A 25,147-nucleotide genomic window follows, 5' to 3' on the forward strand; every position below is an offset into this window, starting at 1 on the left:
CAGCCTGCCCCCGGTCATCGGCTATTTCTCATGGCGTCCACGGAATACGGAATGGGGAACTGGTGTGCTGGCCATGGACGTGTGCCGGGTCGGGCGCCGTACGGGGGCGCCGGCATCGCCGTACCACTTCTCGCCGACCCGGCGCCGAACACATCCGGCAGACACCGGGTGGGGAAGGGAGCCTGGTGGTCGGGTGTCGGGTGTCGGGTGTGGGTGCGGGCATCGTCGTACCGCTTCTCGCCGACGCGGCGCCGGTCATGTCCAGCACGTGCCGGGGTGGGGAAGGGGGGCCGGTGGGTGGGGGCAGCGGGCCGGGTGGTGGTGCGGGCGGTGGCGTACTGGTTCTCGCCGACCTGGGGCCGACCCGCGTCCAGCACATACCGGGTGAGGGACGGCGCGCGGTGGGCGGGGCCGTGTGGCGTTTCTGTGTCACCTTCTGCTGTTCCGTTGCTGGTTCGGTGTTGGTTGCGTGCAGCACTTGGCGGTGGGGGAGGCAGGTGATGATCGGGGGCCGTGGTGGGGGTGGGTGGGGCTGGGCTGGGTGGTGGGGTTGTGTGGGGGGTCGGGAGTGGTCAGTAGGCTTCTGGTGTGGAATACCAGGCTGTCGAAAAGGCGATCTTGCAGCGCGGGGTGGAGTGGGATATCGATCCCACCCTCGATCGGATCAATGTTCTGATGGACATGTTGGGCCAGCCCCAACGGTCTTACCCGGTCGTGCACATCACCGGCACCAACGGCAAGTCCAGCACGGCTCGCATGATCGACACCTTGCTTCGCGAGCGCAATCTCCGGGTCGGCCGGTTCACGAGCCCACATCTGGTGTCCATGCGCGAGCGCATCACCATCGACGGGGAGCCGCTCAGCGAGGAGCGCTTCACCGAGGTCTATGAGGATGTCCAGCCCTACCTTCAGCTCGTCGACCAGCAGCGGGGACGGCTGTCGTTCTTCGAGACGCTGACGGCGATGGCGTACGCGGCCTTCGCCGACGCGCCGGTGGACGTCGCCGTCATCGAGGTCGGCATGGGCGGCACCTGGGATTCGACCAGCGTGGCGGACGGCACCGTCGCCGTCATCACTCCCATCTCCCTCGACCACCTCGAATACCTCGGGCCGGACATCGAGGCCATCGCGCGGGAGAAGGCCGGCATCATCAAGCCCGGCGCGACGGCCGTGCTGTCGCAGCAGCCGCTCGGGGCGGCCGAGGTGCTCATGCGCAGGGCCGCCGAGACCGGAGCGACGGTGGCCCGTGAGGGCCTGGAGTTCGGGGTGACGCACCGAGAGGTGGCGATGGGAGGGCAGATGCTGCGCCTCCAAGGACTCAAGGGCGTGTACGAAGAGGTCTTCCTCCCGCTCTATGGAGAGCACCAGGCCGGCAACGCCGCCTGTGCTCTCGCGGCGGTCGAGGCGCTCACCGGCGGTGACGACCCGCTCGACGGCGACCTGGTGCGGCGCGCGTTCGCCTCGGTCACCTCGCCGGGGCGCCTGGAGGTCGTCCGGCGTGGGCCGACGGTCATCGTGGACGCGGCGCACAATCCCGGCGCCATGGAGGCGGTCGTCGAGGCCATGGAGGAGTCGTTCGGCTTCACCCGGCTGATCGCAGTGGTCTCCGTGATGGCCGACAAGGACGTGCCCGGTGTGCTGGAGTTGCTGGAGCCCATCGTGGAGGAGATCGTCGTCACGCGGAACTCCTCGCCCCGGTCCATGGACCCCGACGAGCTGGCCGCGCTGGCCGAGGACGTCTTCGGCGGCGAGCGCGTCCACCGGGCGGCCCGCCTCGACGACGCCATCGACCTCGCCATCGGCCTCGCGGAGGAGACCGGTGAGTTCACCGGGGCGGGGGTCCTCATCACCGGGTCGGTGGTGACCGTCGGCGATGCCCGGCTGCTGCTGAAGGCCGGCGCCGGGCAGTGAGCCGCGGAGTCGTGGAAGTTCGCGGAGTCGTGGAAGGCCGCGGAGTCATAGGAGGCCGCAGAGTCGTGGAGGGGGCGAGGGCGTGAACATCACCGTCACGCCGGGGATGCGGCGGCTGTGCGCCAGCGTGCTCGGCATGGAGGCCATTGTTCTGGGGCTGATCACGCCGGTGGCCATCATGATCAACGACGTGCCCCCCGCCGTGGCGGTCACCGTCGGCATCGGGCTGGCGCTGGCGTGTGTGGTGGTGACGGGCCTGCTCAAACGGCCCTTCGCCTACATCGCCGGCAGTGTCCTGCAGGTGCTGGCCATCGCCACGGGGTTCCTGGTCCCGATGATGTTCTTCCTCGGTGTGATCTTCGCGGCACTTTGGGTCACGGCAATATTCGTCGCTCGTCGTGTCGAGGGAGTGACTTAGCGCTAAAGTCGGCCAGTATGGCCGTACCCCCCATCCAGGCCGCAGGCCTCGCGACACTTGGCCGGGTCAATCGTCTGCCGCTGGTGCTCGACGTCGTCGCCGGGCTCCTCATCGCGGTCGCGCTTCCGCTGGCGATCGTCGCCGTGCCCAACACCATCTCCGTGGTCTCCGCACTGCTCCCGCCCGATCTGGCCGGGGTGTGGATCCTCAGAGCCCACGGTCTGGCGCTTCCCGTGATGCTTTTCACGGTGCCTCTCGCCGGGATGGCGCTGAGACGGTTCAACGCCGCATCGATGCTGCTGGCCGGGCTCGCGTGCCTCGCCGTGGCAGATGTGGCCGGTGGCTTCGCCGACTCGACGGTCACTGTGGGCGTGTTGCGCGTCCTGCACGGTGTCGGGGCGGGTGTGCTGGTCCCGGCGACGTTCGCCGCAGGCCACGAGCGGCCGGACGCGTCCCGTGCCGTCCTGCAGCCGCTCTGGGCCGGAGCGCTGGCCGTCAGCCTGCTGGGAGCCCAGGCTCTGGCCCTCTGGCCGCTTGACGCGGTGACGTCGTGGCGGGTGACCCTTCAGCCTTATCCGCTGCTGACCGGTGTGGCGCTCGCCCTGGCCGCGGTCCACTTCGTCCTCTGGCGCATGACGACCGACAGCGTGCCGTCCGAGCGCGGGTCCTCCCGCATGTCCTCGCGAGCCTCTTCACGCATGTCTTCACGCATGTCTTCGGGCGCGACGGACGGCGCGGCGGGGGAGTCGGCTCTGTTGGGTGATGTGCCTGCTTCGCCGGCCAGGTCGGCGGACGGGCGGGCGGTGCCGGGTGGGCCGGCGAAGCAGGCTGAGGCGACGTCCGATGGGCCGGCGGTGTCCACCGAATCAGTGGGTGAAAGGCCGGTGTCCGGCCCGAGTTCCGCCGGCCTGGGTCCTGACGGCCTTGGGTCCGCTGGTCTCGGAGCCGCGGGTCGGGGGGGTCTTGGGCCGGCCGCAGGGTTGTCGGGGGGCGTGGCCCTGCTCGCCTTCGGCACGACCTTCGACTGGCCGTCCGGGCTCATCTTGGCCGCCGCGGCGGTCGCGGTGGTGATGCTGCTGGCTATGGCGGGTCTCAGCCGGGTCGAGGGCCCGGGGGCCCGCTCCGTCGCGTTCGTCATGATCGCCGTCGGCCTCGTCGTGCTGCCGACCGCCGCCCAGGTGACGTACGTGGAGCTGGGCGGTCTCGGCGGGCCCGGGCTCTCGGGGCTGTGGGCGCCGTTCGGCCTCGCCGCCGTAGTGGCGTTCGCGGCCGCGTCGGTGGCCGGACGGCTGGGGGCGGGGGCGGCGCCGAAGCTCGTGGGAGGCGGCCTGGTCACCATGGTGGTCGGCTTGTGCGCGGTGCGGTTGTTCGTCCCTTCCGCGTCGGGCATGCCGCTCGTCGTGCCGTTCGCGTTGCTCGCGGCGGGCGCGGCCGTGGCCGTCACCTCGGCGGTCCGCAGCGCCGGGTACCGGGCCGCGCTGTTCGGCCTTTCGCTCTGCTTCCCTGCCGTCCTGTGCGGATTCCTGCTGGGCACCGGCATCCAGGTCGGCCGGCTTCGCGCGGTGAGCACGTCGGGCAAGGTCACCTCCGAGGCCATGATCGACGGGTTCGTCGGCGCGCTGCACATCTGGGCGCTGGTCGCCGGGTTCACCGTCGTCATCGTGCTGGTCCTCGTGTCCGTGCTCGCGCGGCGCGGGTACGAGGCGGACGGCACCGCCGGCGATGACGCCGGCGGCGGCTTCGCGGCGCCGCAGGGGACGCCGCTGGAGACGCCTCGCCGGCCGCCGGGCGAGGGCATCGCCGCGTCGGGGTCGCGACGGAGATCGACATCGAGGGTGTCCGACGTCAAGGTCGCGCCGCACCGGGACGCCCGCACGCTGCCCTTCCAGGCGCCGGACTTCTCGGACCCGGCCCCGGCTCCAGGAGCGCTACCTCCGACGGCTCCGACTTCTCCGAGGGAGATGACTCCGCCGATGGCTTCGACTCCTCCGGGAGATTCGACTCCGCCGTCTGCTTCGACTCCTTGGACGGCTTCGACCGCGTCGGTCGCCGCGGGTTCGGATGTCCGTGACGCTCCGGAGACCTCGGACACTCCCGATGCTCCGCGTGCTGCCGCTTCGCCGGGCCGGCCCCCGGTCGCCGAACCGGGGACTCCGGGTGGCGCCTCCGACACCGCGGTGCTTCCGGCCATCCCGCCGCCCGCTTCCTCTCCGGAGGGCCCTTCGGGCAGGGACGGTGACCCCGGCGCCGTTCTTTGAGGCGACATGGGCTCTTTGGGGCGTGGGCGTCGGTGGTGGTGGCGGCGCCGGAGGACGGCGACGGCGGCGCAGGCCGGTAAGCTGCGGGCACGCTTCCCCTTATTCGCCGGTGGCCATGCGCGCAGGCCGGCGAACACAACGAAGGAGATATCCAGTGTCCGAGCGCACGCTTGTCCTGATCAAGCCCGACGGCGTCCGTCGCGGCCTCATCGGTGACGTGATCGCCCGCGTGGAGCGCAAGGGCCTCAAGGTCGTGGCGATGGACCTCCGCACGCTCGACGTCGAGACCGCCAAGGCCCACTACGCCGAGCACTCCGAGAAGCCGTTCTTCGGCGAGCTCGTCGACTTCATCACCTCCGGTCCGCTGGTGGCCCTGGTCCTGGAGGGCCCGCGCGCCGTCGAGGCGTTCCGCGCCCTGGCCGGTGCGACCGACCCGGTGAAGTCGGCGCCGGGCACGATCCGCGGCGACCACGCCCTTGAGATCGGTGAGAACATCGTCCACGGGTCCGACTCGCCCGAGTCGGCGGCCCGCGAGGTCAAGATCTTCTTCCCCGACCGCTTCTGAGGTCCGGCCCGGCCGCGCCGAGACAGGCGGTCGGGACATGGCTTTCAGGGCCCCGGCGCGAGGCGCGCCGGGGCCCTGACGCGTCGCGGGGGCGTTGACGCAGGTCGGCGCGGTGCCGCCCGGTAAAGGACGCCAATTTTTCTGTGGTCGCGTGGCTCGTTGCCCTCACGAGTGGGTACGTCACGTTACGATTCGAATGCGAATCGTAATCTCTCGCGAACGACCTGAAGGAAGGTTTCCTTCCCCATGGGCAGCAAGCTGGCATTCCTCGGCCGTGACATGGCCGTCGACCTGGGCACCGCCAACACTTTGGTCTACGTGCGCGGGCGCGGCATCGTGCTCAACGAGCCGTCGGTGGTCGCCATCAACACGACCACCGGCAAAATCGTGGCGGTGGGCATCGAGGCCAAGAGGATGATTGGCCGAACGCCTGGCAACATCGTGGCGATACGCCCCTTGAAGGACGGCGTGATCGCCGACTTCGACGTGACCGAGCGCATGCTGCGCTATTTCATCCAACGGGTCCACAAACGCAGTCATTTCGCCAAGCCGCGCATCATCGTGGCCGTGCCCAGTGGCATCACCGGGGTCGAGCAGCGCGCGGTCAAAGAGGCGGGCTACCAGGCCGGGGCGCGGCGGGTGTACATCATCGAAGAGCCGATGGCGGCCGCGATCGGAGCCCGACTGCCGGTTCACGAGCCCACGGGCAACATGGTCGTCGACATCGGCGGGGGCACCACCGAGGTGGCGATCATCTCGATGGGCGGCATCGTGACGAGCCAGTCGATCCGCGTCGGTGGCGACGAGCTCGACCAGGCGATCATCTCGTTCGCCAAGAAGGAGTACTCCCTGATGCTCGGGGAGCGCACCGCGGAAGAGATCAAGATCGCCATAGGCTCGGCGTGCCCGACCGGTGACGACTGCCATGCCGAGATCCGCGGGCGCGACCTGGTCAGCGGGCTGCCCAAGACGATCGTCGTCTCGGCCGACGAGATCCGCAAGGCCACCGAGGAGCCGCTCAAGATCATCGTCGACGCGGTCAAGTCCACGCTGGACAAGTGCCCTCCGGAGCTCTCAGGCGACCTGATGGACCGCGGCGTCGCGCTCACCGGCGGCGGCGCCCTGCTCAAGGGCATGGACGACCGGCTGCGTGACGAGACCGGCATGCCCATCCATCTCGTGGAGAACGCGCTGGACTCCGTGGCGCTCGGCTCGGGCAAGTGCGTCGAGGAGTTCGAGGTGCTGCAGCAGGTGCTCGTGCCGGAGCCGAGACACTGATGGAGCCGAGACACTGATGAGGGATACCCGCCGTGCGCGGTTGATCCTTGGCCTGTTGCTGGCCGCGGCGCTTGTCCTGATCACCATCGATCACCGGCAGCGTGACGACTCCTTGTTCGAGCCCGTCCGTACGGCGGCGTCGTCGCTGTTCGGCGCCGCCGAGGAGGCCGGCACTGGGGTCGTGCGGCCCGTCGGCGAGTTCATCGACACCTACTCCTCGGCCCCGCAGTACAAGCGGCAGGTCGCGGCGTTGCGTGCGGAGAACGCCCGGCTGAGGCGTGAGGTGACGGCCAACAGTCTCGACCGCCGCAGGTCGGCCGAGCTGTCGCGCATGCTCGGGCTGTCCGGGCTGGGCGGCTACCGCGTGGTCGCCGCCCAGGTGATCGCCAGACGCGGGGTGCCGGGGTTCGAGGACGCCGTCGAGATCGACGCGGGCAGGGGCGACGGGGTGCGGCCGGAGATGACCGTGCTCAGCGGCGACGGCCTGGTCGGCCGGGTCGTGCACGCCGGGCCGTCGACCTCGACGGTCGTCCTGCTGACCGACCCCGCCTCTGCGGTGGGGGCGCGGCTGGAGGGCGGCAACCAGATCGGCGTCGTGACCGGGCTCGGCCCCGCGGCGGAGGACCACCTCGTCCGGTTCCGGGTACTGGACTCGACGGCGACGCTGACCCTCGGCCGCCGCATCGTCAGTTTCGGCTCCCAGCACGGCACGCCGTACGCGCCGGGGCTGCCGATGGGCGTCATCGAGCGGGTGGAGTCCACCCCGGGCGAGCTCACCCGGGTGGCGTACGCCAAGCCGTTCGTCGACTTCGGTGCCCTTGACGTCGTTGGAGTGGTGGTGCGGGCGCCGCAGCGTGATCCGCGGGACGCGATGCTGCCTCCGGCGCCCGCGCCCGCGAAGGCGCGGGTTCGCGCGACCGCCCCGCCCGCGACCGCCCCGCCGGCGGCGGCGCCGTCCGCCCCGCCCGCCGTGGTGTCGCCGGCGCCCGGGGCGTCGTCCGCGCCGTCCACGCCGTCCACCTCGCCGTCGTCGCGAGCACGGCAGCGAGCACGGCAGGACGAGGGCGCCGAGCGCGCGGACGAGGCGGACGACCGTGACGGAGCCGACCGCGAGAGGGTGCGCGGCATGCACCGGCGTCCCGGTCGGGCGCCCGCCGGGGGCGCCGGTCAGGCAGGGGCCGCGCACGCCGCCCGGCGGCCGGGCGGCGGGCCGCGTGCGCCCACCGGCACGGCCGTACGGGCGAAGACGCCCGAACGGGCCGGCAAGGCGAGACGGGCGGCCGGGCGACATGACTGACGACAGACAGACAGACAGACACGGTCCGTACTGGGGGCACCGGGCGTGAGCCGCGCTGCGGTGCCGCGTGTGGAGGCGAGGCGTGAGCCACGGGGACGTGCTGCGGAGGGTGAGGGCCGTTCGTGGTGCGGGGCCTGAGGGTTCGTGGTGTGGCGCCTGAGGGTTCGTGGTGCGGGGCCTGAGGGGTCGTGGTGCGAGGGGTGAGGGTCGCTTGTGGTGCGGGGCCTGAGGGGTCGTGGTGCGAGGGGTGAGGGTCGCTTGTGGTGCGGGGGCTGAGGGGTCGTGGTTTGGAGGGATTGAGGGTCGTTCGCGGTGGGGCGGGGCTTGAGCGGGGCGGGACCGGTGGGCGAGAGGACATGAAGGCGTGATACGAGGGATGGCGGCGGTGCTGCTCGCCGGCCTCATCATGATCGTGCAGGTCACCGTCGTGAACCGCCTGCCTCTGCCCGGCGGCGGAGGCCCCGATCTGATCTTGATGGGCGTGGTGGTGTCCGGCCTGGCCCGTGGCGCGGTGACCGGCGCGGGCGTGGGCTTCGCCGCGGGCCTGGTCGCCGACGTCCTGCCGCCGGCCGCTCACGTCATCGGCCAGTACGCGCTGGTGTTCTGCCTGGTCGGGTACCTGGTCGGCCGGGCGGCCGAGCGGGCGCCCGGCTTCGGGGCGGTGACCATGATCTTCATGGTGGTGCTCGCGCCGCTCGCGGCGGCGGGCATCGGCGGCCTGCTCGGCGATCCCCGCGTCGACTGGCCGGCGTTGCTGGGCCGGTGGCCGTCCCTGGTGATGTACAACCTCGCCATAGCGGCGGTGATGTTCTGGATGGTGTCCCGCGCCTCGGGGGAACGCCGGAGGCGCGAGGCCGTGCCGACGGGGTCCTATCCGGTCCGGAGGCACGTGTGAACCGCGTCCGCGCACGGCTGGTGGTGGTGCAGTTCCTCGTGGTGACCCTGCTCGCGGTGCTCACCGTGCGGCTGTGGCAGGTGCAGGTCGTGCGCGGCCCCAAGTTCGTGGCGGCGGCCACCGAGACGCGCACCCGCGACGTCATCGTCCCCGCGGTTCGCGGCCCGATCCTGGACGCCGCCGGGCGGCCTCTGGTGCGCAACCGCACCGCGCTGGTCGTCTCGGTCGACCGCGCTGAGCTTGAACGCATGCCCGACGGGGGAATGGCGGTGCTCAAGCGGCTCGGGGCGGTGCTCGGCCGGCCGGTGAAGGAGCTTCGCGAGCGCATCCGGCCGTGCGGGCCGCACGTGACGCGCCCGTGCTGGCCGGGGTCGCTGTACTCGCCGATCCCGATCGACGACAAGGTCGACCCGCGCCAGGCGCTGCAGATCCTGGAGCGGCAGGAGGACTTCCCCGGCGTGATCGCCGAGGTGCAGGCCGTGCGCGAGTACCCGCTCGGGTCGGGGGCGTCCCAGACCCTGGGCTATCTTCAGCCGGTCACCGAGGACGAGCTGAAGAAGCGGTCGAAACTGAAGGCGAACTTCTCCGGCGTCGACCTGGTGGGCCGGGACGGCCTGGAGTACGTCTACGACGAGGCGTTGCGCGGGTCGCCGGGGCTGCGCCGGGTGCAGGTCGACCGCATGGGCAAGGTGCTCGGGGTCGAGCGTCAGACCTCTCCTGTCCCCGGCGACATTCTGATCACGCACATGGACGCCAACGTGCAGAAGATCGTCGACCGGGCGCTGGCGAACGCCATGAAGAACGCCCCGAAAGCCGACGGCGCCGCCGCCGTGGTCCTGGACGTGAAGACGGGCGGGGTGATCGCGATCGGCAGCGTGCCCACCTACGACCCGGCCGTGTGGGCGGGCGGCATCTCGGAGAAGGACTACCAGCACCTGCTCTCCGAGAAGGCCGGCCTGCCCCTGATCTCGCGCGCCACCCACGGCCAGTACGCGCCGGGTTCGACGTTCAAGATCTCCTCGGTGGCGTCGATGGTGCGGGACGGCTACCCGCTGAACGGCAAGTACGACTGCCCCGGCGTCTACGACGTGGCCGGCACGGCGTTCCACAACTTCCGCGGCATCGGGCTCGGCGTGCTCGATCTGCACACGGCGCTGGTGAAGTCCTGCGACACCATCTTCTACAAGGCGGCCTACGAGATGTGGAAGCGGGACGGCGGCCTGAAGCCCGTGAAGCATCCGAAGGAGCCGATGACCAACACCGCCAAGGCGTTCGGCTTCGGCAGGAAGACCGGCATCGACCTGCCCGGCGAGGTGCCGGGGCGCATCCCCGGCCGCGCCTGGAAGAAGGAGATGTGGGCGGCGATGCGGCACCTCAGCTGCACCCGGGCCAAGACGGGCTATCCCGAGGTGGAGAAGAAGAACCCCGGCCGCGCCGCCTACCTCAAGAGGCTGGCCAACGAGAACTGCCTGGAGGGGTTCGAGTGGAAGGCCGCCGAGGCCGCCAACCTCTCCATCGGCCAGGGCGACGTCCTGGTCACGCCGTTGCAGCTCGCCGCCGCCTACGCCGCGCTGGTCGGCGACGGCCGGCTGCGCAGCCCGCGCATCGCCAAGGCGATCGTCCGGCCGGACGGCACCGACGTGCAGGAGATCAAGGCGCCGGTGACCGGACGTCTGCCGATCGACAAGGGCACCCGTGACTACATCCGGGCCGCTCTGAGCGAGGTGCCCTCGGACGGCACGGCCGCCGGAGCCTTCAGCGGGTTCCCGATGAACGTGGTGAAGATCGGCGGCAAGACCGGTACGGCCGAGGTGTACGGCAAGGAGGACACCTCCTGGTTCGCCTCGTTCGCCCCGGCGAACGATCCCCGGTTCGTGGTCGTCGTCACCGTCTCGCAGGGCGGACAGGGCGCGATGGCGGCGGCGCCGGCGGCCCGCGAGATCTACGAGGGCATCTACGGCATCAAGGGCAAGGCCGCCCTGCCCGGCGGCAGGCCCGCCGACCGCCTGCCCAAGATCAGCAGAGACGGGACGGTGGTGCAGTGAGCCAGGCACTGGCCCCGCGGAGCCGGTCGCTGATGCGCCGGGCCATGGGCGCGCGATCGGCAGTGTGGCGGGTCGACGGCGTCCTGCTCGTCGCCGTCATGGCGCTGTCGGTGATCGGCACCCTGTTGGTGTGGTCCTCCACGCGCACCTGGGCGGCCGGAGCGCCGACCGGCATGGTCAAGAAGCACATGCTCAACCTGGCCATCGGCTGGGTGCTGTGCGGCATCGCGGCGATGGCCGACCAGCGCAGGCTGCGCATCTACGCTCCGGCGATCTACGGGGTCTCGCTGCTCGGGCTGCTGGCGGTGATCACGCCGCTCGGGTCGACGATCAACGGCTCCCACTCGTGGATCCTGCTGGGGGGCGGGTTCGCGGTCCAGCCGTCGGAGCTGGCCAAGCCGGCGCTGATCCTCATGCTGAGCGCGCTGCTGGCCGAGCCCGTGCCGGGCACCGACCGGCCGCGCCCGCTGGACCTGCTGCTGTGCGCCGCCGCGGCGGCCATCGCGATGGGGCTGGTCATGCTGCAGCCCGACTTCGGCACCACCATGGTGCTGGCCGTCATCACGGCCGCCGCGATGATCTTCGCCGGTCTGCGAAAGCGCTACATCGCGGGGCTCGCCGTGCTGGCGATGGCCGGGGCCGCCGCCGTGTGGCTGCTCGGCCTGCTCAAGCCCTATCAGATCGCCCGTTTCACGGCGTTCATCAACCCGGCCAACGACCCGCGCGGGGCCGGGTACAACAGTACGCAGTCGCTGATCGCCATCGGCTCGGGGGAGTTGTTCGGCAAAGGGCTGTTCCACGGCGGCCAGACCACCGGGCGGTTCGTCCCCGAGCAGCACACCGACTTCATCTTCACGGTGGTGGGGGAGGAGTTCGGGTTCCTCGGCGCGGTCACCGTGGTGGCGCTGCTCGGAGTGGTGCTGGTGCGCGGGCTGCGCATCGCCCGCCGTTCTGAGGACCGCTTCAGCGCGATGGTGGTGGGCGGCATCGTGTGCTGGTTCGCGTTCCAGACCTTCGTCAACGTCGGCATGACGATCGGCATCATGCCGATCACCGGGGTGCCGCTGCCCTTCGTGTCCTACGGCGGCACCGCCACGTTCGCCAACATGATCGCCATCGGGCTGTTCCAGGCCGTGCACATACGAGAACGCCCGTTCTGAGCCCTGCCCCGCTCTCCGCGCGGGCGCGCCGGGGAGCTTGGAGTGGCGCCGGCCGGGGTGTGCTGGCGCGAGGGGAGGCGGGCAGCAACTAACCTTAATCGCATGTCTGTCGAGTCGTTGTTTCCCCGTCTGGAAGCGCTCCTGCCCAGCGTGCAGAAGCCGATCCAGTATGTCGGTGGTGAGCTTAATTCGACCGTCAAAGACTGGGACGAGGCATCCGTCCGCTGGGCGCTGATGTATCCGGACGCCTACGAGGTCGGCCTGCCCAACCAGGGCGTGCAGATTCTTTACGAGATCCTGAACGAGCTGCCCGAGACGCTGGCCGAGCGCACCTACGCCGTCTGGCCCGACCTTGAGGCGCTCATGCGCGAGCATGGCGTGCCGCAGTTCACGGTCGACGCGCACCGCCCGGTGCGGGCGTTCGACGTCCTCGGCGTCTCGTTCTCGACCGAGCTCGGATACACCAACCTGCTGACCGCCCTCGACCTGGCCGGCATCCCGTTCGACGCCGCCGACCGCGGCGAGGACGACCCCATCGTGCTGGCCGGCGGCCACGCCGCGTTCAACCCCGAGCCGATCGCCGACTTCCTGGACGCCGCGGTGCTCGGCGACGGCGAGCAGATCGCCATCGCCATCTCCGAGGTGATCCGCGAGTGGAAGGGCGAGGGGCGCCCGGGCGGGCGCGACGAGCTGCTCATGCGGCTGGCCTCGACCGGCGGGGTGTACGTGCCGAAGTTCTACGACGTCGAGTACCACCCCGACGGGCGCATCAAGAGGGTCGCGCCGAACAGGTCCGGCGTGCCGTGGCGGGTGCAAAAGCACACGGTGATGGATCTCGACGAGTGGCCCTATCCCAAGAAGCCGCTGGTCCCGCTCGCCGAGACCGTGCACGAGCGGTTCAGCGTCGAGATCTTCCGCGGCTGCACGCGCGGCTGCCGGTTCTGCCAGGCCGGCATGATCACCCGTCCGGTCCGCGAACGGTCGATCACCACGATCGGCGACATGGTCGAGGTCGGCGTGAAGGAGTCCGGCTTCAACGAGGTCGGCCTGCTGTCGCTGTCCAGCGCCGACCACTCCGAGATCGCGGAGGTCGCCAAGGGGCTCGCCGACCGCTACGAGGGCACCAACACCAGCCTGTCGCTGCCGTCCACCCGCGTCGACGCGTTCAACATCGACCTGGCGAACGAGTTCTCGCGCAACGGCCGGCGCTCCGGTCTGACGTTCGCGCCCGAGGGCGGGTCCGAGCGCATGCGCAAGGTCATCAACAAGATGGTCACCGAGGAAGACCTCATCCGCACCGTCACCGCGGCCTACAGCCAGGGCTGGCGGCAGGTGAAGCTCTACTTCATGTGCGGGCTGCCCACTGAGACCGACGAGGACGTGCTCGGCATCGCCGACCTGGCCAAGAAGGTCATCAAGGCGGGCCGCGAGGCCACCGGCACGCGTGACATCCGGTGCACGGTGTCGATCGGCGGGTTCGTGCCCAAGCCGCACACCCCGTTCCAGTGGGCCGCCCAGTGCGACCACGAGACCGTCGACCGGCGGCTCAAGCAGCTCAGAGACTCGCTGCGCTCCGACAAGGAGTACGGCAAGGCCATCGGCTACCGCTACCACGACGGCCAGCCCTCCATCGTCGAGGGCCTGTTGTCGCGGGGCGACCGCCGGGTCGGCGCGGTCATCAGGGCGGTGTGGGAGGACGGCGGCCGTTTCGACGGCTGGAGCGAGCACTTCTCCTACGCCCGCTGGATGTCCTGCGCCGAGAAGGTCTTCGCCGGCGGGCCGGTCGACGTCGACTGGTACACCATCCGCGAGCGCGAGGAGGTCGAGGTGCTCCCCTGGGACCACCTGGACGCCGGCCTCGACCGCGAGTGGCTGTGGCAGGACTGGCAGGACGCCACCAGCGACACCGAGGTCGAAGACTGCCGCTGGACGCCCTGTTACGACTGCGGTGTCTGCCCCAGCATGGGGACCGAGATCCAGATCGGCCCAACCGGCAAGAAACTGCTTCCGCTCACGGTCGTCTGACGACCCGCGGGCCCCGCCCGCGGCGGCCGGCCGCGTCCGATGGAAGCGAACGCCGGCGGTGGTCGTTGACCAGTAGAGACATCCGGTCGCCATCCAGAAAGGATCACGTAACTGAAGAACCCCGTTCCTGATGGGCCTCCGCCCGCGCCCGTGGTGCAGCGCCTTCGCGTGCGCTACGCCAAGCGCGGCCGGTTGCGGTTCACCAGCCATCGAGACATCTCGCGCGCCATCGAACGAGCGGTGCGCCGAGCCGGCATCCCGGTCGGCTTCAGCGCGGGATTCACCCCCCATCCGAAGATCTCCTACGCGGGAGCCGCCCCCACGGGGGTGGCCAGCGAGGCCGAATATCTTGAGATCGGCGTCGTGTCGCCGTGCGAGCCCGCGCGGCTGCGCGACGATCTCGACGCGTCCCTGCCGCCCGGGCTCGACGTGCTGGACGTCGTCGAGGCGAGCGGCGGCAGCCTGGCCGACCGGCTCGAGTGCTCCATCTGGCAGGTACGCCTGGCCGGAGCCGATCCGGAGGCCGCGAAGGCCGCGGCCGAGCTTTTCCTGGCCGCCGAGCGTGTCGAGGTCGAGCGCCTGACCAAAAAGGGCCTGCGCCGCTTCGACGCGAGAGAGGCCGTCATCGCGTTGACGGCCGATGACGGGGCGGAAGAAACCGCGGGCCGGGAGCCCGGCTCGCCATGTGCGATACTTCGTATGGTTGTACGGCACGTTACGCCCGCCGTTCGACCCGACGACGTGCTCACGGGTCTGCGACTTGTGGCCGATTTCGCGCCGCCGTCACCCCCCGCGGTGACCAGGCTGGCGCAGGGGCCGCTCGACGCGCGCACCGGTGGGACCGCCGACCCGCTCGACCTGGACCGCGACGTTCGCGGCGGCGAGCCGGGAACGGCTGTACGGCACGTCGCTGACCACAAATAGGACTTGGCGTCGGGCCCCGCGAGGCGGCCTGGCGCACAGCGAGAGACGAGAGCTCCCGCGCGGCGCGGAGACGCGCCCGGGAGCCTGACGGGAGAACGCCCGCATGCTCGACAACGAGCCCATTGTCGGGGCCTTCGGCTCTGACGGGGATACAACAGCACAGCAAGAGGCGAAGCCGGTCCGCCGGCGCCGGGCGGCGAGCCGTCCGGCAGGCCCGCCGCCCGAGGAGGCCGAGCGGGCCGCGGGCCTGGTGACCGCTCCGCCCGACACCCCGGCCGCCGCGCCGGTCGCGGAGGTTCCGGCGCCCCGGCACGAGGCCGACGCCGAGATCACATCCGCGGCGCGGGCCGACGATGCCGCGGCGCCGGCCGAGGTACCGGCGGAGGCGCCGGCGAAGCGCGCCACCCGGTCGCGCCGCGTCACCGCCAAGGACCCGTCCGCGCCCGCGGCCACCCGGCGTACACGCACGACCAAGAAGGCCGCCGCGCCGGTCGAGGGCGCCGCCGAGGACCACGGCGCCGAGGCCGCGCCGCAGGCCGCGGTTGAGGAGCCCGTACCGGCGCCGGAGGCCGCGTCACAGACCGCGCCACAGGCGGCGGCTGAGGCGACTCCGGCGGCCCAGGCCGAGGCCCCGCAGGCCACCGCCGAGGAGGCCGCTCCGGCGGCCCCCGCGCGTCGCAGGCGCACCAGGAAGGCCGCCGAGGTCGCGCAGGCCGCGGCGGAACGCTCCACCTCCGCCGAGCCGCAGGCCGCTCCGGCCGCCCCGGCGGCCGAGGAGACGCCTGCCGTGTCCGGCCAGGTCACGCCCGAGGTCGTCGAGTCCCTGCCGGTCGAGGAGCCGCTGGACGACGAGCCCGCGGGCGAGGACGTCGCCGAGGAGTCGCGCCCGCAGGGCGCGCTGTTCGCCGACCCGTTCGGCCTGAGCGCGGTCACCGAGGCGCGCATCGCCCCGGCCGTCACCTTCCAGGCGCCCGCCGCGGTGTTCCAGCCGATCTTCCAGGCCCCTGAGCCGCGCGCCGCCGTGCCGCCCGTGGTGCCCGAGCCCCGGCAGTACGCCGAGCCCGCGCCCGAGCCCGCCGAGGCGGAGGACGCCGCCGAGGACACGGAGCTCACCGAGATCGACTCCGACGAGGACGACGACCAGGACGACGCGGCCGGGCGCCGCCGCCGTCGCCGGCGGGGCGGCCGAGGCCGGGCCAAGGTCCGCGAGCAGGACGAGACCGACGAGACCGAGGACGCCGAGGAGGACGCGCGCGCCGCGTCCGCCGGCCAGGCGCAGCCGTCCGCCGAGGACGAGGGCGCCGGCGACCAGGACGATGAGGAGTCCGGCACCTCCCGCCGTCGCCGCCGTCGCCGCCGCAGGGGCGGGGACGAGGGCGAGGCCACCGTCGACGACCCGCCGAACACCGTGGTGCGCATCCGCGCGCCCAGGGCCGGCCGTCCGGTCTCGGTGGACGAGGTCCAGGGCTTCCGCGGCTCCACCCGCCTGGAGGCCAAGAAGCAGCGCCGCAGGGAGGGCCGCGAGCAGGGCCGCCGCCGCCCGCCGGTGATCACCGAGTCGGAGTTCCTCGCCCGCCGCGAGAGCGTCGAGCGGGTGATGGTGGTGCGCCGCCAGGGCGGCCGCACCCAGATCGCGGTGCTGGAGGACGGCGTGCTCGTCGAGCACTACGTCGACCGCGAGGCCAGCCAGTCCTACGTGGGCAACGTCTACCTGGGCAAGGTGCAGAACGTCCTGCCGTCGATGGAGGCCGCCTTCATCGACGTCGGCAAGGGCCGCAACGCCGTCCTGTACGCCGGCGAGGTCAACTTCGACACCGCGGGCCTGGAGGGCCAGCCCAAGCGCATCGAGTCGGCGCTGAAGTCCGGCCAGTCGGTGCTCGTCCAGGTCACCAAGGACCCGATGGGACACAAGGGCGCCCGTCTGACCAGCCAGATCAGTCTGCCCGGCCGTTACCTGGTCTACGTGCCCGACGGCTCGATGACCGGCATCAGCCGCAAGCTTCCCGACAAGGAGCGCAGCCGGCTCAAGGCCATCCTGAAGAAGGTCATGCCCGAGAACGCCGGCGTGATCGTGCGCACCGCCGCCGAGGGCGCCTCCGAGGACGAGCTCAGCCGCGACGTCGCCCGTCTGTCGGCGCAGTGGGAGAACATCCAGCGCAAGGCCAAGTCGGCCAGCCCGCCCGAGCTGCTGTACTCCGAGCCCGACCTGACGGTCCGCGTGGTGCGCGATGTCTTCAACGAGGACTTCTCCTCGCTGGTCGTGGCCGGCGACGAGGTGTGGGGCACGGTCGACGAGTACGTCCGCTACGTCGCGCCGCACCTGGCCGACCGCCTCACCAAGTGGGAGGACGGCGACGTCTTCGCGGCCTACCGCATCGACGAGCAGATCTCCAAGGCGATGGAGCGCAAGGTGTGGCTGCCGAGCGGCGGCTCGCTGGTCATCGACCGCACCGAGGCGATGACCGTGGTCGACGTCAACACCGGCAAGTTCACCGGCCAGGGCGGCAACCTCGAAGAGACGGTCACCAGGAACAACCTGGAGGCCGCCGAAGAGATCGTCCGGCAGCTGCGGCTGCGCGACATCGGCGGCATCATCGTCATCGACTTCATCGACATGGTGCTCGAGAGCAACCGCGACCTCGTGCTGCGGCGGATGCTCGAGTGCCTGGCCCGCGACCGCACCAAGCACCAGGTGGCCGAGGTCACCTCGCTGGGCCTGGTGCAGATGACCCGCAAGCGGGTGGGGCAGGGGCTGCTGGAGGCCTTCTCGACGCCCTGTGACTGCTGCAACGGCCGCGGGCTCATCGTCTCCACCGAGCCGGTGGAGTCCAAGACCATCGAGCCCAGGCCCACCCAGGGCAAGATGGCGGTGGAGAAGGCCGTCGCCGAGAAGCTGGAGAAGGCCTCCACCGGCAAGACGATCAAGGACGGCGGCGCCGCGGTCGCGGCCAGCGGCGAGATCGGCCGTGATAGTGTGACCGATGCGCTTGACGGCTCCGCGGGCGAGGATGGGCAGGCCGCGCAGCCTGCGGCCCGGGGGCGGCGACGCTCCCGAAAGGCGACCAGACCGGCTGGGCCGGCCGAATAGCCGGCAACCCGGCGTACCGTCCGGTTCGACCAGGGCACCCGCAATCCGGTATCCTTGTCAATCGGTGCGTCCGGTGGCGCGCCTAGCTTCGCGCGCCTACCCGGTTCGCCGGTCGTGTGTATTCGACGGGAGCTGGATGCAAGAGGCGCAGCGTTCAGCGAGCAATTAGCCAGAAGAAGGGTTCCGCGGTGTACGCGATCGTTCGTTGCGGCGGCAGGCAGCAGAAGGTCTCCGTCGGTGACGTCCTCGAGGTAGACAAGGTCGCCGGTGAGGTCGGCTCCACGGTGTCGCTGGCGCCGGTGCTCGTCGTCAACGACGGCGACGTCACCACCGACGCTGCCACGCTTGGCAAGTTCGAGGTGACCGCCGAGATTCTCGGCGAGACCAAGGGCCCCAAGATTCACATCCTCAAGTACAAGAACAAGACCGGTTACAAGAAGCGCCAGGGGCACCGCCAGCGGTACACCCAGGTGAAGGTGACCGCCATCAATCCCGGGAAGTAGTGGTAGCGAACCATGGCACACAAGAAGGGCGCATCGTCCACCCGGAACGGCCGTGACTCCAACGCCCAGCGGCTCGGTGTCAAGCGTTTCGGTGGCCAGCTCGTCAACGCCGGCGAGATCATCGTCCGCCAGCGGGGCACCCACTTCCACCCGGGCGACAACGTCGGCCGTGGCGGCGACGACACGCTGTTCGCCCTGGTGGCGGGCCACGTGCAGTTCGGCAACAAGCGCGGCCGTCGTGCCGTGAGCATCGTCCCGGCCGCGGAGTAACTCCGCCGGTCGCGAGACGGGCCGCCCTGCCACGCGTGACGCGTGGCGGCGGTGGCCGAGACAGAACGTTGATGAGGCGGATCGACTTCTCGATCCGCCTCATCGTCGTGAGGGGGCTTTCGCCGGCGCGACCCACGCGGCGGTGGCACGGTGTGGCCGGACGGGCACGCCGGTGATAAGGAGTGACGGTGGCGGAGTTCGTGGACCAGGTGGTCCTGTACATCAAGGCCGGCGACGGGGGAAACGGCTGCGCCTCGATCCACCGTGAGAAGTTCAAGCCGCTCGGCGGCCCCGACGGCGGCAACGGCGGGCGCGGGGGCGACGTGATCCTGGAGGTCGACCCCAACACCTCCACCCTGCTCGACTACCACCATCGGCCGCATCGCAAGGCCTCCAACGGCAAGCAGGGCATGGGGTCCAACCGCGACGGCGCCACCGGCGACGACGTGGTGCTCAAGGTGCCCAACGGCACCGTCGTCAAGGACGCCAAGACCGGCGAGGTGCTGATCGACCTGGTCGGCGCCGGCACCCGGTACGTCGTGGCCCAGGGCGGACACGGAGGGCTCGGCAACGCCGCGCTCGCGTCGTCCAAGCGCAAGGCCCCCGGTTTCGCGCTGCTCGGCGAGGGCGGCGACGAGCGCGAGGTGCTCCTGGAGCTCAAGACGGTCGCCGACGTGGCGCTCGTCGGGTACCCGAACGCCGGCAAGTCCTCGCTCATCGCGGCCCTGAGCGCCGCCCGGCCCAAGATCGCCGACTATCCGTTCACCACGCTGGTGCCGAACCTCGGGGTCGTCACGGCGGGTGAGACGGTGTTCACGGTCGCCGACGTCCCCGGCCTGATCCCCGGCGCGTCCGAGGGGCGGGGCCTCGGGCACGAGTTCCTGCGCCACGTGGAGCGCTGCTCGACGATCGTCCACGTGCTCGACTGCGCGACCATCGAACCCGGGCGCGACCCGCTGACCGACTTCGCGGTGATCGAGGGCGAGCTCGCGGCCTACGGCGAGCTGGACGACCGGCCGCGCCTGGTCGTGCTCAACAAGGTCGACGTGCCTGAGGCGCGTGAGCTGGCCGACATGGTGCGGCCGATGCTGGAGGAGAAGGACCTCAAGGTCTTCGAGATCTCCGCGGCGACGCACGAGGGGCTGCGCGAGCTGTCGTTCGCCGTGGCCGAGATGGTGGCGGCCGCACGGGCCGCGAAGCCCGTCGAGGAGCCGACGCGCCTGGTCATCCGGCCAAAGCAGTACGGCGACGCCGGGTTCACCGTCAAGCGCGTCGACGCCAACACCTTCCAGGTCACCGGCGAGAAGCCCGAGCGGTGGATCCGCCAGACCGACTTCAGCAACGACGAGGCCGTCGGCTACCTGTCCGACCGGCTGGAACGGCTGGGCATCGAGAAGGCCCTCAGCGAGGCGGGGGCCAAGGAGGGGGCGGAGGTCGTCATCGGCCCGATGGAGGGCGGCTACCTGTTCGACTGGCAGCCGACCCTCGACGCCGAAGCCTCCCAGGGCCCGCGCGGGTCCGACGACCGCCTGCTGATCGCCGAGGCGGCCAGGGACGAACGCCGGGCGGACGACTAGCGTCACCGCCGACGGCCGGGGACGAGCGGCCGGACGGACGGCCGCCGGCCCGGCCGGACCGCAGGCGCGGGCCGTGGGCGGCACGAGTGGAGCGGGCCGCGGCCCGCAGGAGCGAAGGGGAGCGACCGTGACGCACAGCACCGGCCGAGAGCGGGTGGCGGCCGCCTCCCGCCTGGTCGTGAAGGTGGGGTCGTCCTCGCTGACGACCCCGCAGGGCACGATCGACGTCGACCGGGTGGACGCGCTGGTCGACGTGCTGGCCGCGCGGGGCGCCGGCGGCGCCCACATCGTGCTGGTGTCCTCCGGCGCCATCGCGGCCGGCCTCGGCCCGCTCGGCCTGTCCGCCCGCCCGCGGGACCTGGCGACCCAGCAGGCCGCCGCCTCGGTCGGGCAGGGCGTCCTGGTCGCCCGCTACACCTCCTCCTTCGCCAGGTACGGCCGGCGCGTCGGGCAGGTGCTGCTCACCGCCGACGACATGATGCGCCGCTCCCACCACCGCAACGCCCAGCGGACGCTGCTGCGGCTGCTGGAGCTCGGCATCGTCCCCGTGGTCAACGAGAACGACACGGTGGCCACCGACGAGATCCGCTTCGGCGACAACGACCGCCTGGCCGCCCTGGTGGCCCACCTCATCCACGCCGACGCGCTGGTGCTGCTGTCCGACGTGGACGCCCTGTACGACGACGACCCCCGCCAGCCGGGTTCGCGCCGCATCCCGCACGTCCGCGGGCCCGGCGACCTCGAAGGGGTGGAGCTCGGCAGGTCGGGCCGGGTCGGCACCGGCGGCATGATCACCAAGGTGGAGGCCGCGCGCATCGCCACCGGGGCCGGGGTGCCGGTCGTGCTCACGGCGGCCGCCCACGCCGCCCAGGCGCTCGCCGGGGCGGACGTCGGCACCTTCTTCCAGCCGGACGGCCGCTACCCCGGCACGCGCCTGCTCTGGCTCGCGCACGCCACGACGGGGCGCGGCCGCCTGCACCTGGACTCCGGCGCGGTGGAGGCCGTGGTGGGCCGGCGCAAGTCGCTGCTGCCCGCCGGGGTGACCCTCGTGGAGGGCGATTTCACCGCCGGCGACCCGGTCGACCTGTACAGCCCCCTCGGCACGCCGGTGGCGCGCGGGCTGGTGAACTTCGACGCCGCCGAGATCCCCGAGCTGCTCGGCCGCTCGACCCGCGAGCTGGCCGCCGCCCTCGGCCCCGAGTACGAGCGAGAGCTGATCCACCGCGACGACATCGTCATACTGGACCCCACCACCGAGAGCAGGAGCGCGAGGCATGTCTGAGGCCGATGACTTCCTGAAGGTCGCCCACGCCGCCCGTGAGGCCGCGGCCGAGCTGGCCCCGCTTCGGCGTGCCGCCAAGGACGCCGCGCTGCGCGCCGTCGCCGACGCGCTCGTGGCCCGCACCGCCGAGATCGTCGAGGCGAACGCCCTGGACGTCGACGCCGCCCGCGAGAGCGGCACGGCCGAGACCATGATCGACCGGCTGCGGCTGGACGCCGCTCGGGTGGCGGCCATCGCGGACGCGGTGCGCGAGGTGGCCGACCTGCCCGACCCGGTCGGCGAGGTCGTGCGCGGCGGCACCCTGCCGAACGGGCTGGAGCTGCGCCAGCTCCGCGTCCCGCTGGGCGTCGTCGGCATCATCTACGAGGGCCGTCCGAACGTCACCGTCGACGCCGCCGCCCTGTGCCTCAAGAGCGGCAACGCCGTCCTGCTGCGCGGCTCCTCCAGCGCCTACCGGTCCAACACCGCCCTGGTGCGCATCATGCAGGACGCCCTCGGCGGCACCGAGGTCCCCTCGGGGGCCGTCCAGCTGGTCCCCGGCACCACGCGCGAGTCGGTGAAGCATTTGATGCGCGCCCGTGGGCTGGTGGACGTGCTGATTCCGCGCGGCGGCGCCTCGCTGATCAACTCGGTGGTGGAGGAGTCCACCGTGCCGGTGATCGAGACGGGCGTCGGCAACTGCCACGTGTACGTGGACGCCGACGCCGACCTCGACCTGGCCATGGAGATCCTGGTCAACGCCAAGACCCAGCGCCCCTCGGTGTGCAACGCCGCCGAGACGCTGCTGGTGCACGCGGCCGTCGCCGAGACGTTCGTGCCCGCGGCGCTGGCGCGGCTGGCCGCCGAGGGCGTGACCGTGCACGGCGACGAGCGGGTCGCCGCCTACGACGCCGCCGTCGTGCCCGCCACCGAGGACGACTTCGGCCAGGAGTACCTCTCCCTCGACATCGCCGCGGCGGTCGTGGACACGCTGGAGGACGCGGTCGCGCACATCCGCCGGTACGGCTCGGCGCACACCGACGCGATCGTCACCCGCTCGCAGCAGGCCGCGCGGCGGTTCGTGTCGCTGGTCGACTCGGCCGCGGTCGCGGTGAACGCCTCCACCAGGTTCACCGACGGCGGCGAGTTCGGCTTCGGCGCCGAGATCGGCATCTCGACGCAGAAGCTGCACGCCCGTGGCCCGATGGGGCTGCCCGAGCTGACCTCCACCAAGTGGGTCTACACCGGCGAGGGCCACCTGCGCACCTCCTCCGGCACCGTGATCGCCGGCTCCTGACGGGCCGTCCCCGGCGCCCGGCTCCCGACGGCGAGGTCTGGCGGCCGGAGTTCGGCGGTCTGCTGCCGGCGTCGTCCGGGCTTCCGAGGGTGCGCAGCATCAGCGGGCGTTCTGTGTGGTCATGACTACGCGTGTCCGGCGTGTCGCTCTGCGTGCATGGCGTACCCGGGCGGTTGACTGAGGCCATGGGTCTCGTCTTCGCGTTCGGGTACGCCGCCCTGGTCGTGGCGGCCGCCGACCGCATCCTGCTCGCGCTGGAGCGCCGGGGTCACGTCAACTGGCGGCGCACCGGCAGGAAGGCTCTGGCGTCGGTGCCGCGCGTCCGGCTGGACACCTTGCTGGAGGATTCCTCCCCCTCCCGCCGATAAATCGGTTGAATGTTCATCTGAGTTTCCGGCGCGTCGCCGATGCGCGGGAGCCGTTGGGCGCTATGGTGGCGTTCCCTATGGGCGGACGGCGAGTGGGCGGGCTCGGGAGAGTCGGCCCGTACACCATGGTGGAGCGCCTCGGACGTGGTGGCATGGGCGAGGTCTATCTCGCCGTCGGCCGGCGCGGGGTGAAGGTCGCCGTCAAGATCCTCCGCGACCCGATCGGAGACGATCCCGAGTCGCGATTACGGCTCGACCGCGAGGTGCGCGCGCTGCGCCGGGTCGAGAGCCCCTACGTGGCACGCGTGCTGGACGCCGATCTGTCCGGTGACCGGCCCTACCTGGTGATGGAGCACATCGAGGGGGAGACCCTCCTCGACGCGGTCCGGCGGGGCGGCCCCCTGGCGGGGCCGCAGCTCGTCGACCTCGCCCGGGGCCTGGCCACGGCGATCGCCATCATTCACGCCGCGGGGGTCGTCCACCGCGACGTCAAGCCGGCCAACGTGGTGCTCGGCCCCGACGGCCCGGTCCTGATCGACTTCGGCATCGCTCAGGTGTCCGACGCCACCAGGGTCACCATGACCGGCACCTTCCTCGGCACGCCGGGATACTCGGCGCCCGAGGTCTTCGCCGAGGAGGACGTCGCCGAGCCCGCCGACGTCCACTCCTGGGCGGCCACGGTGGCGTTCGCGGCGACCGGGCGCCCGACGTTCGGCCGGGGCACGGTCGAGGCGCAGATGTACGCCGTCCTGAACGGCAGGGCCGACCTGGCCGGCGTGCCGGGCTCCCTGCTTCCTCTGGTGCGGGCGGCGCTGAACCGCGAGCCGGCCAAGCGGCCGACCGCCGCGCTGCTGTCGGACCGGCTGGCCCGCCTGGCCCGGGCGACGGCGCCCGCCGTGGGCGGCGCCCGCGAGGATCCGCCCGCGGCCCGCGCCAGGACGGACGGCGCCGCGGCGGCCCGCGGCAAGGCCGACGGTTCGCAGGCGGGCAGGCAGAAGGCCGACGGCGCCGGCCATGCCGCCGTCGCCCGGGTGCGGCCGGACGCCGCCGCCGTCCGCGGCAAGGCCGACGGCTCCGCGGGCGGCCGGGCGAGGGCGGAGGAGGCCGCCGTGAGCCGGGTCCAGGACGATGCTCCGGGCGAGCGCGCGCGCGTCCGCCCCGCCAAGGCGGACGCCGCCGCCGACCGGAGGGTCAAGGCCGACGGCCCTGAGCGGCGGGCGAAGGCCGACGCGCCCGAGCGGCGGGCGCGGGCCGACGCCGCCGAGCGCCGCGCCAAGGCCGAGGGCGGCAAGGGGGTGGCCAGGGTACGCCGGGCCGCCGCGGGGGTCGGGGCCTCCGCGCTCGCCGCCGAGGCGGCCCCGGCCGCGTCGATCGCCTCGCCGCCGGGCAGCGCCGTGCTCGTCGCGCTGGCCATGCTGGCCGTGCCGTGCGTGGTGGTGTCGGTCATCTGGCCGCCGGCGACGTTCATCATCACCGCGGCCCTGTGCGTGCTGGCCCGCGCCTGGTGGACCGGGCACTGGCTGGTCAGGAACCGCCGGTCCTCCCGGGTGCGGGGCGTCCTGCGCGTGGTGTCCTTCCCGTTGACGCTGGCCGGGTCGGCGCTGAGCGCGGCCGTGTGGCCGGGAGTGCCGGCCTCGGCCATCGCCGCCTCGGCGTTCTGGGTGGCCGACGGCGGCGGCATGGAAGGGGAGTGGTGGGTGCAGCCGGGCCCGATGACGGTGGCCGGGGTGGTCTTCGGCGTGGTGTGCGGCGGCATCGTCGGCCGCGAGGTCGAACGGGCCGGCGTCCACGTGCCCGACCTGCGCAGGGAAGGGCTGCGGGCGCTGGCCGTCCTCGGCGGCTTCGTCGCCGTGTGCGCCGCCGCGGTGCGCGTCCTGGCATGGGTGCTGCCGCACGCCATCTGACGGACGCCCGGCCGGGCTCAGGACGGCCGCGCCGTCCCGATCTCCCCGGCCGTGAGCCGCGGCGGCGCGGTGCGACCGCCCCCGTGCGCAGCTCGACGGCGTA

19 protein-coding genes are annotated in these 25,147 nt (G+C 72.1%); all 19 read left to right on the forward strand.

The features are described 5' to 3' along the window. The first annotated feature begins 588 nt into the window (after nucleotides 1-588). The 19 genes from ACZ6QO_RS27415 to ACZ6QO_RS27505 all read left to right on the forward strand — a co-directional run bounded on the left by ACZ6QO_RS27415 (nucleotide 589) and on the right by ACZ6QO_RS27505 (nucleotide 25,044). A complete protein-coding gene (locus ACZ6QO_RS27415; RefSeq protein WP_465854544.1) occupies nucleotides 589-1,911 on the forward strand; it encodes a bifunctional folylpolyglutamate synthase/dihydrofolate synthase in 1,323 nt (440 codons plus the stop codon). Between the two features lie 82 nt (nucleotides 1,912-1,993). Further along, nucleotides 1,994-2,329, forward strand: a complete 336-nt coding sequence (locus ACZ6QO_RS27420; protein WP_465854546.1) for a DUF4233 domain-containing protein — start codon at nucleotides 1,994-1,996, stop codon at nucleotides 2,327-2,329. A 17-nt stretch (nucleotides 2,330-2,346) separates the two neighbouring features. Then, nucleotides 2,347-4,587, forward strand: a complete 2,241-nt coding sequence (locus tag ACZ6QO_RS27425; protein WP_465854547.1) for a hypothetical protein — start codon at nucleotides 2,347-2,349, stop codon at nucleotides 4,585-4,587. A gap of 115 nt (nucleotides 4,588-4,702) precedes the next feature. Next, complete coding sequence (gene ndk / locus ACZ6QO_RS27430) at nucleotides 4,703-5,152, forward strand: nucleoside-diphosphate kinase (RefSeq protein ID WP_465854827.1); 450 nt, start codon at nucleotides 4,703-4,705, stop codon at nucleotides 5,150-5,152. A gap of 246 nt (nucleotides 5,153-5,398) precedes the next feature. Then, nucleotides 5,399-6,430 (forward strand): rod shape-determining protein, encoded by a 1,032-nt coding sequence (locus ACZ6QO_RS27435; protein WP_465854549.1) that lies wholly within the window; start codon nucleotides 5,399-5,401, stop codon nucleotides 6,428-6,430. A gap of 16 nt (nucleotides 6,431-6,446) precedes the next feature. Further along, a complete protein-coding gene (mreC, locus tag ACZ6QO_RS27440) occupies nucleotides 6,447-7,727 on the forward strand; it encodes a rod shape-determining protein MreC (RefSeq protein WP_465854551.1) in 1,281 nt (426 codons plus the stop codon). A gap of 364 nt (nucleotides 7,728-8,091) precedes the next feature. Then, nucleotides 8,092-8,622: a rod shape-determining protein MreD gene (mreD, locus tag ACZ6QO_RS27445; RefSeq protein WP_465854553.1), complete on the forward strand. Its 531-nt coding sequence runs from the start codon at nucleotides 8,092-8,094 to the stop codon at nucleotides 8,620-8,622. Further along, complete coding sequence (mrdA, locus tag ACZ6QO_RS27450; protein WP_465854555.1) at nucleotides 8,619-10,667, forward strand: penicillin-binding protein 2; 2,049 nt, start codon at nucleotides 8,619-8,621, stop codon at nucleotides 10,665-10,667. The genes mreD and mrdA overlap by 4 nt, the downstream gene beginning before the upstream one ends. Then, complete coding sequence (gene rodA, locus ACZ6QO_RS27455; protein ID WP_465854557.1) at nucleotides 10,664-11,827, forward strand: rod shape-determining protein RodA; 1,164 nt, start codon at nucleotides 10,664-10,666, stop codon at nucleotides 11,825-11,827. Before mrdA ends, rodA begins: the two co-directional genes overlap by 4 nt. A 102-nt stretch (nucleotides 11,828-11,929) precedes the next feature. Then, nucleotides 11,930-13,852 carry a TIGR03960 family B12-binding radical SAM protein gene (locus ACZ6QO_RS27460; RefSeq protein ID WP_465854558.1) on the forward strand — a complete coding sequence of 641 codons (1,923 nt, stop codon included), beginning with the start codon at nucleotides 11,930-11,932 and terminating at the stop codon, nucleotides 13,850-13,852. A gap of 150 nt (nucleotides 13,853-14,002) precedes the next feature. Then, nucleotides 14,003-14,776, forward strand: a complete 774-nt coding sequence (locus ACZ6QO_RS27465) for a TIGR03936 family radical SAM-associated protein (protein WP_465854560.1) — start codon at nucleotides 14,003-14,005, stop codon at nucleotides 14,774-14,776. A gap of 103 nt (nucleotides 14,777-14,879) precedes the next feature. Continuing rightward, the gene (locus ACZ6QO_RS27470) at nucleotides 14,880-17,864 is read left to right on the forward strand and encodes an Rne/Rng family ribonuclease (protein ID WP_465854562.1); all 2,985 of its coding nucleotides are present in this window, start codon (nucleotides 14,880-14,882) and stop codon (nucleotides 17,862-17,864) included. A 188-nt stretch (nucleotides 17,865-18,052) separates the two neighbouring features. Further along, on the forward strand, nucleotides 18,053-18,367 hold the full coding sequence (gene rplU, locus ACZ6QO_RS27475; protein ID WP_189165292.1) for a 50S ribosomal protein L21: 315 nt from the start codon (nucleotides 18,053-18,055) through the stop codon (nucleotides 18,365-18,367). Nucleotides 18,368-18,379: 12 nt separating this feature from the next. Beyond that, complete coding sequence (rpmA, locus tag ACZ6QO_RS27480; protein ID WP_184979518.1) at nucleotides 18,380-18,637, forward strand: 50S ribosomal protein L27; 258 nt, start codon at nucleotides 18,380-18,382, stop codon at nucleotides 18,635-18,637. A 188-nt stretch (nucleotides 18,638-18,825) separates the two neighbouring features. Continuing rightward, entirely contained in the window at nucleotides 18,826-20,214 is a 1,389-nt protein-coding gene (obgE, locus tag ACZ6QO_RS27485) for a GTPase ObgE (RefSeq protein ID WP_465854564.1), read from the forward strand. 127 nt (nucleotides 20,215-20,341) lie between these two features. Beyond that, nucleotides 20,342-21,496, forward strand: a complete 1,155-nt coding sequence (proB, locus tag ACZ6QO_RS27490; RefSeq protein ID WP_465854566.1) for a glutamate 5-kinase — start codon at nucleotides 20,342-20,344, stop codon at nucleotides 21,494-21,496. Continuing rightward, nucleotides 21,489-22,772, forward strand: a complete 1,284-nt coding sequence (locus ACZ6QO_RS27495; protein ID WP_465854568.1) for a glutamate-5-semialdehyde dehydrogenase — start codon at nucleotides 21,489-21,491, stop codon at nucleotides 22,770-22,772. Before proB ends, ACZ6QO_RS27495 begins: the two co-directional genes overlap by 8 nt. 185 nt (nucleotides 22,773-22,957) lie before the next feature. Next, nucleotides 22,958-23,140 carry a hypothetical protein gene (locus ACZ6QO_RS27500; protein ID WP_465854569.1) on the forward strand — a complete coding sequence of 61 codons (183 nt, stop codon included), beginning with the start codon at nucleotides 22,958-22,960 and terminating at the stop codon, nucleotides 23,138-23,140. A 77-nt stretch (nucleotides 23,141-23,217) separates the two neighbouring features. Beyond that, a complete protein-coding gene (locus ACZ6QO_RS27505) occupies nucleotides 23,218-25,044 on the forward strand; it encodes a serine/threonine-protein kinase (protein ID WP_465854571.1) in 1,827 nt (608 codons plus the stop codon). Nucleotides 25,045-25,147 lie beyond the last annotated feature (103 nt).

This window comes from Sphaerisporangium sp. NPDC049457 (genome assembly GCF_055586705.1).

Bases quoted from the DNA above. Each gene is read 5' to 3' on its own strand.
- ACZ6QO_RS27500 (WP_465854569.1), top strand. From the start codon at position 22,958: ATGGGTCTCGTCTTCGCGTTCGGGTACGCCGCCCTGGTCGTGGCGGCC.
- rpmA (WP_184979518.1), top strand. From the start codon at position 18,380: ATGGCACACAAGAAGGGCGCATCGTCCACCCGGAACGGCCGTGACTCC.
- ACZ6QO_RS27470 (WP_465854562.1), top strand. From the start codon at position 14,880: ATGCTCGACAACGAGCCCATTGTCGGGGCCTTCGGCTCTGACGGGGAT.
- ACZ6QO_RS27460 (WP_465854558.1), top strand. From the start codon at position 11,930: ATGTCTGTCGAGTCGTTGTTTCCCCGTCTGGAAGCGCTCCTGCCCAGC.
- ACZ6QO_RS27435 (WP_465854549.1), top strand. From the start codon at position 5,399: ATGGGCAGCAAGCTGGCATTCCTCGGCCGTGACATGGCCGTCGACCTG.
- ACZ6QO_RS27495 (WP_465854568.1), top strand. From the start codon at position 21,489: ATGTCTGAGGCCGATGACTTCCTGAAGGTCGCCCACGCCGCCCGTGAG.
- ACZ6QO_RS27425 (WP_465854547.1), top strand. From the start codon at position 2,347: ATGGCCGTACCCCCCATCCAGGCCGCAGGCCTCGCGACACTTGGCCGG.
- mreC (WP_465854551.1), top strand. From the start codon at position 6,447: ATGAGGGATACCCGCCGTGCGCGGTTGATCCTTGGCCTGTTGCTGGCC.
- ACZ6QO_RS27505 (WP_465854571.1), top strand. From the start codon at position 23,218: ATGGGCGGACGGCGAGTGGGCGGGCTCGGGAGAGTCGGCCCGTACACC.
- ndk (WP_465854827.1), top strand. From the start codon at position 4,703: ATGCGCGCAGGCCGGCGAACACAACGAAGGAGATATCCAGTGTCCGAG.